Below are 9372 nucleotides of genomic sequence, written 5' to 3' on the forward strand. Positions count from 1 at the left end.
GCTCCAGCACAAATTCCGTGATGAGGCGCTGGCGTTCCTCTTTGTTCTGCGTCTTTGCCATAATCATTCCGTATCAGGGGTGGGCCGTAGAAAACCGCGGGCAGGTGGAAGGTGAGTGTGGTTCTTGTACGAAAGTGGCGGGGCAAAACCCCGCCACTTTCCTTGTATCGAACTCTGTTGGAGCTACTTCAAACCACCGAAGAAGCTATCCCAGGGCATCTCTAGCGGGGCATCCTCAGCAACCACGGAGTACAGGAACCGGCACAGCGGGTATTCCTCGGGGCCGATCACGCCACGTTCGGTCAGCGGCTTGAGGGCCGCACCAATTACGTTAATGGCGGCAACACCCTCAAGGGTCACGCCCTTCATAAGGCGATCGCGAACCTCGGAGAACGGAACGCCTTCGCCAACAAATCCACCGGCCTTGACGTTACGCCCACCCGCTGAGGTCACGTACATATCGCCTACACCGCCCAGGCCGATGGCCGTATCTGGCTCACCGCCCATGAGCTTGATGAAGGATGTCAGCTCGCGCTGGCCCTGTGCGAACACGGCCGCGGAGTAGTTGTACATGACATAGCGATCGTTTTCCTTGCCAGCCACGCGAAGGAGACCATCGGCGAAACCAGCCGCGAACGCGTACACGTTCTTCGTGGCAGCGCCCGTCTCGTATCCGTTGAAATCGAGCGAGGTCCACACGTGGTAGTAATCGGTGCGGAACAGGCCAGCCAAGTAGTCCAGATCGCCCTGATCGTGGCCACAGAACACCACGCAGGTGTCATGGTGCACGGCCAGTTCGCCGGCGATGGATGGACCAGTGATGGCGTTCCACGAAATCTGCTCAGCCAGCTCTGGATCCAAGTAGGACTTGATAATGTTCGGCAGCAGCTTCAACGTGCCGTCGTCATCGGCGCGCATGCCCTTGGTAATGGTCAAGAGCTTCTGCCCTGGCTCCAAGAGATCAGCGAGCTGTTCGCCTGCCCATTCGATGCCAAACGAGTTGACACCGCACATGACAACATCTGCGCCCTTGACAACTTCGGCGGCTTCCTCCAGCTGGTGGGCCGTAACGTTCTCATTGACCTTGAGGCCCAGATCAGGGTGCACGCCCGTCTTCTGGATGGAATCGACGATCTCGCGATCGAGGAAGGTTCCGATCAGGTGGACATTGTTTCCGTTTTCTGAGGCTGGGAACGAGAGGGCCGTGGCCATGATTCCCGCTCCCAGTACTGCGATCTTCGCCATTATGATTCTTCCTTCTGTTCCTTTTGTCGGTTTGACTGGGCGTAGATACGCCCAAATAGAGGGGCAAGCGCAGGATAGATATCCTTTTGGATATCAGCCCACTGCCCATATACGTCATATGCTTCCATGTTAGGCTCAGTTCGCTCAATAAAGCTGGCCATTGCCTCAGAAGCACTTTGGACATCCGGGTAGGCCCCGATTGCGGCCATCGCCATCATGGCAGCGGCCTGTGCACTCACTTCGTCAACACCGGACACAACCATCGGTAGGCCGGTGGCATCGGCGATAATCTGGCGCCAGAGGGTGCTGCGAGACCCGCCGCCAGTGCAGCGCAGTTCGCGGAGCTCGCGGCCAGTGGATTCTTGCACCCGCTCAAGGTTTTCGCGCAGTTCCAGCGCCATACCTTCCAGAATGGAGCGATACACGTGGGCGCGGGTGTGTGCGGAACCGAATCCCACCATCATTCCCTTGGCAAAGGGATCCCAGTGCGGTGACTGCACAGCATTCCAGTAAGGAACAGTGAGCAGGCCAGCGCTTCCCGGTTCGATCTTGGCGGCTGCCTCATCCAATTCCGGATCCAGCGCACCGTCAAGAAGCGGGTTGCCCAGCTCTTTGCGGAACCAGTTGCCCAGTACAGATCCTGAGTTCTGGACAATCTCCAGCACATAAGATCCCGGTATGCCCCCCAGCAAGGTGCGGTAGGCAGGCGAATACTGGTATTCGAAGGAGTGAACACCAGAAACGATCGAGGTGCCTACGTTGACGTAGGCTAGATCCTCGTCAATTGCGGCAGTGCCAAGACCGGCCGCTTGGCCGTCTCCCACACCCGCCACCAGAACAACTCCGGAGGGCAGGCCCCACTCCTTGAGAATCTTGGGATTGATCGGATCAATGATGGAGGCCGGTTCGGCCAACTCTGCCATCTGATCCAAGCGCACACCGGCAATGCCCATAAGTTCAGGTGAATAGTCGCGGCCCGCGATGTCCAGAAGGTTGAGAGTATCCGCGCTACCCATGGCCGAAACCCAACGACCCACAAGCTTCTTCGCCAGATAGGCGTGAACATCCACTACCTTATCTGCGCCAGCCAGAGCCTCCGGCTCATGGCGCGAAAGCCAAGTCATCTTGTAGATGGCGGGAGTGGTATCGGCGGGCTTGCCCGATAGTTCATGAATGTGTGCGGAGCCGAATTCTGTGATTTCTTCGCCAGCGCGGGAGTCCAGCCATAGGATCGCTGGGCGCAGGGCGTGGCCGCTCTCATCGACGAGGGCAAAGGATTCACGTTGGTGAGTAATACACAGTGCCTCTATGCGGCCGCGATCCTCGCTACTCAAAGAGCCAACGGCTTCGGCAACCGCCGCGTTTGTGGATTCCCACCACTCGGCCGGATCCTGTTCGTACTGATCCATGGCGGGCGTGAGAAGTTCAATTTCGGCCTTTCCCGTTGAAAGGACCTGACCGGATGTGTTAACCACCACGGCCTTCGTTGCCGAGGTGGATGAATCAATCGCAATAACTAAGGGTTCTGAGGTCTGAGACATATCTACTCCTTCGTAGACCTCCGGGGGCCAGCGGTGGAATGCTCCCCGAATCGCTGACCAAATATGAGAGCCCACCCACCCGCAGGTGGGTGGGCTCCACTATCTAGTGCTGGCCGTATACGTTCTGGTACCGGTCATACAGCGAATCGATGTGTTCCTGTGCAACTGGAACCAGATCACCGATCTGCTGAGCGGCGGCCACGGTTCGGGCCACCTCCTCAACCATCACGGCGGCCTTCACTGCTGCGGTGGCGCTCTTCCCCACGGTGAACGGGCCGTGATTGGCCATGAGTACTGCGGGGGAACGCGATTCCTTCAGCGTCTCCACAATGCCGCGGCCAATCGAATCGTCACCGATGATGGCGAACGGGCCAACGGGAACTTCTCCGCCGAACTCATCCCCCATCATGGTCAGAACACAGGGAATCGGACGATGAACCGCTGCGAACGCCGTTGCGTACGTGGAATGAGTGTGGACCACTCCTCCAACTTCAGGCATGTGGCGATACACGTATGCATGCGCCGCAGTGTCCGATGAAGGAGAGAGACTGTCCGGTGTCCCATCCACGATCTTGTTTCCGTCAAGGTCACACACAACCATGGTGTCCGGAGCGAGTTCGTTGTAGCGAACGCCCGACGGCTTGATCACAAACAGATCAGCCCCCGGAACGCGCCCTGACACGTTGCCAGCGGTCCACACGACGAGGTTGTTCGCTGGAAGCTCCTCGTGGAGCTTCGCCACATCCTCGCGCGTAGCCTGCACCGCTGCCTGTACGCCCTGTGGCAGCTCAGTTAACACTTGGCTCATTCTGCGACGTACCCCCTCTGGCCCTCGAACACCTCAAGCTTGATGTCCTTGAGACGATGCATCGGCGACTTGCCGGTGTAACGCCCGAAGTAATCGTGCATCTCCTTGTAGATGGCGAACAGGCCATCGTACTTGGCGGCGCGGTCCAGATCCGGCACGTAGGCGTGGTGATCTACGCGTGCCATCGCATCTGCGGCCGCGTACACATCCGGGTACACACCCGCTGCAACAGCAGCAAACACTGCCGAGCCAAGCGCACCAGACTGATCTGAAAGCGACACGGTAATGGGCCGGCGCGTAATATCCGAGAGCAGCTGCATGTAGAACCTGTTCTTCAACAGTCCGCCAGCGGCAACGATCTCATCAATGGCAATACCATGCTGTTCGAAGTTCTCAACGATAACGCGAGCTCCGAACGCGGTGGACTCCAGCAAGGCTAGGTACGTCTCATCAGCGGTGGTGGTCAGGGTTTGACCCATGACCAATCCGGAAAGATGGGCATCGGAGAGGATCGAACGGTTTCCGTTGTGCCAATCGAGTGCCACCAGACCGTGCTGGCCAACTTCTTGCGCGGCAGCCTTCTCCACGAGCAGCTCGTGGATGTTCAGGCCACGTTCCTTGGCCTCATCGAAGAACTTCGGTGGAACGCAATTATCGATGAACCATGCAAAGATATCGCCGACGGCGGTCTGTCCGGCCTCGAAGCCCCACAGCCCGTCCACGGCACCACCGTAAACAGTGCCGAAGGTACCCGGGCAGTCCTTGTACTCGGGACCGTTGACAACGTACACACACGAGGTGCCAAGAATGGCGGTCAGCTGACCGGGGCGGACGGCGTTCGTGCCGGCAACCACCACGTGAGCGTCAATGTTTCCGGAAGCCACAGCTGTTCCGGCGGCCAGCCCCATGAGCTCAGCCATATCCTGCGAAAGCTCGCCCACCTTACCGCCCAGAGGGAGGATCTCGTGGCTCATCTTCTCCGTGAAGATATCGCCAAAGCCAGGCTTGACGGCCTCGAGGTACTCACGTGTGGGGTACGTGCCATCCTGATACATCCTCTTGTATCCGGAATCGCCTTCCGCATACGTCAGATGGCCAGTCATGCGCCAGGTCAACCAGTCAAGAAGGTTGACGATTTCATCAGTGGCCTCGTAAACCTCGGGAGCTACCTCAAACACCTCAAGCGCCTTAGGCAAGAGGAGCTCAGAGGAGAGCACGCCGCCGTACCGGCCCAGCCACTTTTCACGGCGGGCCTCGGCAACCTTCACCAAGCGATCAGCCTGATTCTGGGCGCCGTGATGCTTCCACAGCTTCACGTATGCGTGAATGTTGTCCTTGAACTCCGGCTTGTTGCACAGGGGCTCACCATCTTTGTCCGTGAAGAACACAGTTGCTGAGGTGGCGTCCACCCCGATGCCCACGATATCGGCTGGATCAACGCCGGCATCCTTGACTGCACCGGGAACCGCGGTAGCGAGAACTTCGATGTAATCATCGGGGTTCTGCAACGCGAACTCTGGCGGCAGCGGCTGGTTGTTACCCGCTGTGAGGGTACGGTCCATGACCCCGTGACGGTACTCGGTTACCGCAGTGCCCATCTGCTTACCATCGGCGGCATCTACCACCACGGCTCGCCCGGACAGGGTTCCGAAATCAATACCTACAATGTACTTGTGATCGGACATAAAGGTTCTCTCCTTGTGTAGATGCCATCAGGCTTCGGGGTGGCGGTGCTGCCCCCAGAAACCGTCCGGCGCGAACAGCTTCTCAACAACCGTGTCAAGAATGCCAAGATCAGTGAAAATATCCAGAATCGTGTACCGGGACCTGATCATCTGGGCCTTGTAATGGGTTTCGCGGAAGCGATCCCAATCGATCTCGAGCATTTCGGGGTGGTAGGGGCCGCCTACCGTCTTGATGCGGTCCATCGCATCCTGTGCCGAAATAATCTGCTTGGTTGCACGTTCCTTGAGCTCTGGCCATACCTTCTTCAGGAGCTCAATACGTGCAACAAGCTCATCTCCTTCAGTGCGCTTGTACAGGGAGTGCTTGACCGCTTCGTCCTGAATAAGCGGCCCAAGCGTGGAACGAACGCGGTTTTCGATGTACTCCGGTGTTTTGACAGAGGCCAAGGCGTGATCAATATCGAAATCTTCCGGTTCCATCTTGAGGAACAGCTCCCACATGGCCAGCGAAGCAATCGTGCCAACGCCAACCTTCATGCCGTGGGACAGCGGCGGCTCCCAATCAAGTCCGTGGCCCTCCATCTCCCACACGTGGGAGAACTGATGGCCCGCACCCGATGCCGGGCGAGAAGACTTCGCGGCCTGCATGGCAAGACCGGACATGATCTGGCCCTCTCCCAGCAGCTCAATTGCCGCGTGATCGCCGGCCGCTAGATCGGCCGGGTGGGCGAGGGATTCGCGAAGCGGTCCCTGAACAAGGCCCCATACGTAATCATCGATGGCCTCGATACCCAGAAGGTCCGAAAGGATCCAGTCCGCACCAGCGGGGATCTTCTCGATGAGATCACCGTAGCCGGTGTAGGTAAGACGAGCCGGAGCATTCGCCATCACAGCGTTGTCCGCCACCAAGCCCTGAGGAGCGGGGCAGTCTCGTGTGATCTTGAAGCCGTTCTTGGCGATCGATGCGCCGAACGCGGCGTATCCATCAACCGATGCGGCCGTACATACATTCATGTAGGGCCGGCCCAGTTCACCAGAAGCGAGCTTTGCAAGATCGTTAATAGTTCCGCCACCGATGGAGCAGAAGTATGTGTTATCCAGTTCCTTGAGGTGATCACGCAGGATCTCCACGTTCTCGTAGCCGCCATAGACTGTTGGCTTGCCCGGGAACAGGTATGGATCCTCGGCGAACTCCACGCCGGCTTCCTTCAGAGATGCCACAACCGTTTCGCCCGCTGCGGCGAACGTGTTGTCGTCACCAACCACAAGTACTCGGACTCCCGGGAACTGTTCGGCGAACATTGCGCCCGTCTCCCCAAGTACGTCATCACCGAATGCGATTGCTTTCGTCTCATCAGCTGTTTTCAGAGCAGTTGCAATGAGCTCGCTTGCCATGATCTTCCTCTTCTACTCTTTGCCTGTATGGAAAACTCGGGGTGGCGGGCCGCTCGGAAACAGCCCGCCACCGGTGAATTACTTTTGTGTTGCGATCACGTGATCGACAACCTCGTGAATGTGCTCTTGCACCAAGGGGTACTGCTCGCAGTACTTATCGGCGTAGAACTTGTATTCTTCGTGCCGCGCCATGTTCGGCTCAATGTGCTCGCGCTCATGAACCATGTTATCTGCGGCATCCTGAACGGAATCATAAAGGCCAGCGCCAGCGGCTGCGAGGATGCACGAACCCAGTGTGACCGCATCGCCCACCTCGGTGAGCGTAATCGGAACACCCGTGACGTCCGCGTGCATCTGCGTCCACATACGCGACTTGGTTGAGCCTCCACAGGCCACGAACTCCTTGACCTCGAAGCCCGCATCGCGCAGCTTGCGCATGTTGGCTTCCACCCCGTAGCACACGCCTTCCTGAATGGACTTGTACATGTGCTCGCGTGTGTGCGCCAACGAGAGGCCGGTGAACACGCCACGTGCCTTGGAATCCGAATACGGTGTGCGGTTGCCCTGGAAGTATTCGTTGAGGATCAAGCCGTCGCAGCCGATCGGAATATCGGAGGAGCGGCGGTTCATGATGTCGTATACCGAAAGGCCGATCTGATCTGCGGCCGTCGAAATATCGGCGCAGAACTGATCCTTGAACCACTTGAGGACGGAGCCCGAGGAGACTAGTGACGTTTCCACCGTGTACTGGCCGGGCACCACGCCATCGGTGTAACCACCGAAGAAGCCGGGACCTGACAGTGGTTCCGGGGACTGGCCGGACATCACGTGGGAGGATCCCGTCACCAAGGTCATCTTGCCGGGGCGGAGCACGTTCAGGCCGATCTGGCCGTGCCATGCGTCTCCACCACCCTGAGCAACCGGAGTTCCAGGGATCAGGCCAAGTTCCTCTGCGGCGCTGCGCTGCAGGCCACCAAGGTTCGTGCCAAGATCATTGACAACATCGGGAAGCTTATCGAACACATCGCCTGCGCCAGCCTCTTCGTAAAGATCCACTGGCCAGCCACCGTTATCGCGGTCATAGTAGGCGCGATGCGCAGCCGTGTTGATGTTCAACGAGTATTCGCCGGTCAGCTTGAAGGTCAGCCAATCCGGGGCGTCGATCAGGCGGTGGGCCGCCTTGTAGGTCTCAGGTTCGTTCTCACGCAGCCACGCAGCCTTGAATGGGTACCATTCGGCAGTTGGCGGGAGCGTTCCGTTACCGGTGTAGCGGCGGGCGGTGGACTGGGTGTTGACCACTCGCGCGGACTGTTCGGTTGCACGGACGTCCATCCACATGATGGCGTTACGCAGCGCATCACCGTTGCGGTCCAGCGCAACAACAGTCATCGTGGTGGCATCGTAGGAGATGCCGGCGATCTCGTGAGGCTGAAGGCCGGAGCGCTGCAGCACGAGGTGGGTTGAGGCAATGAGTGCCTGCCACCAATCATCGGGAGACTGCTCGGCCCAGCCGGGATGCGGATGCGTTGTCTTGTAGGTGGTTGCCGCGAAGGCTACGGGAGAACCGACAAGATCGAAGATACCCACACGGCACGATTCTGTACCGAAATCAATTCCCATCACATAGGGGCCACCGGGGCGGGTTGTTTGGTTAGCTGACAATGAAAACCTCCACAATGAAGTTATAGCTGGAGCGGTTAATTGACTGAGAGCGGCCAACGAACGTTAGCGCTCAGTTACCTTGTAGATGTCGTGGCTCAGATACCTGGAGGGCATAGAACCGGTGAGATCCGGGCGCGATGGTTACGAATCGGAATCAGACCATCCCCACTCACTCCGGATCTCGTCAGGAATGAGGTGATCGATCCTTGGAAGAACAAAAGTAGGCTGTTGTGCTTCGGGCAAGGCTTCTGCTTCTTCCAGTGTTGAATCTCCTGTCAACAGCAGCGTAGATGCCATGCCCGTATTGATCGCCATGCCAATATCGGTCATCAAACGATCGCCAACCATCATGCAGTTGGCGGGATCAACATCGAGATCACCGAGGGCTGCCGTGAGCATCACTGCCTCAGGCTTTCCCATGTTTGCCACGCACTTGGTGCCGGTGCAGGCTTCAATTGCTGCCACGATCGAAGCAGCGTCCGGCTCACCGCGACCACCCGGGAACGGACAGTACCGATCTGGATTGGTTGTGATGAGGAATGCGCGCTTGTGGAACCAAATGGCATCGAAGGCAATCTGAAGCTTTCGGTACTCGAATGTGCGATCGTAGGAAGCGATCACGATATCGATTTCCTCGGGATCCTCGCTCATCTTGATGCCCTCAGCTGCGAGGGCATCCTTGAGCGGTTGTTCCGAGATGGGGAACACGGTGGCATCAGGATGGTTGGCCTTGAGCCAACGCGTGGTTGTGACAACCGTGTTCGCAATTTCTTCGACCGGAGTTGGGATGTCCAGTTTCTCGAGCTTCGCGAGGTACTGGTGAGGATCCTTTGTTGGATTGTTCGAAAGGAACCGGACAGGCTTGCCTAAGGTGCGCAGGCCCTCAATGAGCCGCTTCGCGCCGGGCAAAAGATGATCGCCCAGATAGATGGTGCCATCCATATCGAACACATATGCGTCATATAACTTAGTAGGTGACGTGTACTGCACCGCTGGGCTCCTTGGTTTTCTTGTTGTGATAAGTGGTGGGGGGGGG

Annotated in this window: 7 protein-coding genes; all 7 read right to left on the reverse strand. The window is 58.0% G+C overall.

Annotated elements, in window-relative coordinates; translation table 11 throughout:
- Positions 1-183: 183 nt before the first annotated feature.
- The 7 genes from ACTHV6_RS08290 to ACTHV6_RS08320 all read right to left on the reverse strand — a co-directional run bounded on the left by ACTHV6_RS08290 (position 184) and on the right by ACTHV6_RS08320 (position 9326).
- Positions 184-1245: an NAD(P)H-dependent glycerol-3-phosphate dehydrogenase gene (locus ACTHV6_RS08290; protein WP_441386843.1), complete on the reverse strand. Its 1062-nt coding sequence runs from the start codon at positions 1243-1245 to the stop codon at positions 184-186.
- The gene (locus ACTHV6_RS08295) at positions 1245-2786 is read right to left on the reverse strand and encodes a xylulokinase (protein ID WP_441386844.1); all 1542 of its coding nucleotides are present in this window, start codon (positions 2784-2786) and stop codon (positions 1245-1247) included. Before ACTHV6_RS08295 ends, ACTHV6_RS08290 begins: the two co-directional genes overlap by 1 nt.
- Before the next feature lie 103 nt (positions 2787-2889).
- Entirely contained in the window at positions 2890-3594 is a 705-nt protein-coding gene (locus tag ACTHV6_RS08300; protein WP_441386846.1) for an L-ribulose-5-phosphate 4-epimerase, read from the reverse strand.
- Entirely contained in the window at positions 3591-5279 is a 1689-nt protein-coding gene (locus ACTHV6_RS08305) for a ribulokinase (protein ID WP_441386847.1), read from the reverse strand. The genes ACTHV6_RS08300 and ACTHV6_RS08305 overlap by 4 nt, the downstream gene beginning before the upstream one ends.
- A 27-nt stretch (positions 5280-5306) precedes the next feature.
- Positions 5307-6674: a sn-glycerol-1-phosphate dehydrogenase gene (locus tag ACTHV6_RS08310; RefSeq protein ID WP_441386849.1), complete on the reverse strand. Its 1368-nt coding sequence runs from the start codon at positions 6672-6674 to the stop codon at positions 5307-5309.
- Between the two features lie 78 nt (positions 6675-6752).
- Positions 6753-8294: an FGGY-family carbohydrate kinase gene (locus ACTHV6_RS08315; RefSeq protein ID WP_441386884.1), complete on the reverse strand. Its 1542-nt coding sequence runs from the start codon at positions 8292-8294 to the stop codon at positions 6753-6755.
- Between the two features lie 183 nt (positions 8295-8477).
- Complete coding sequence (locus ACTHV6_RS08320) at positions 8478-9326, reverse strand: HAD-IIA family hydrolase (protein WP_441386851.1); 849 nt, start codon at positions 9324-9326, stop codon at positions 8478-8480.
- Positions 9327-9372 lie beyond the last annotated feature (46 nt).

Origin of the sequence: Ancrocorticia sp. (assembly GCF_052089425.1) — a bacterium.
Classification (GTDB): domain Bacteria; phylum Actinomycetota; class Actinomycetes; order Actinomycetales; family Actinomycetaceae; genus Ancrocorticia.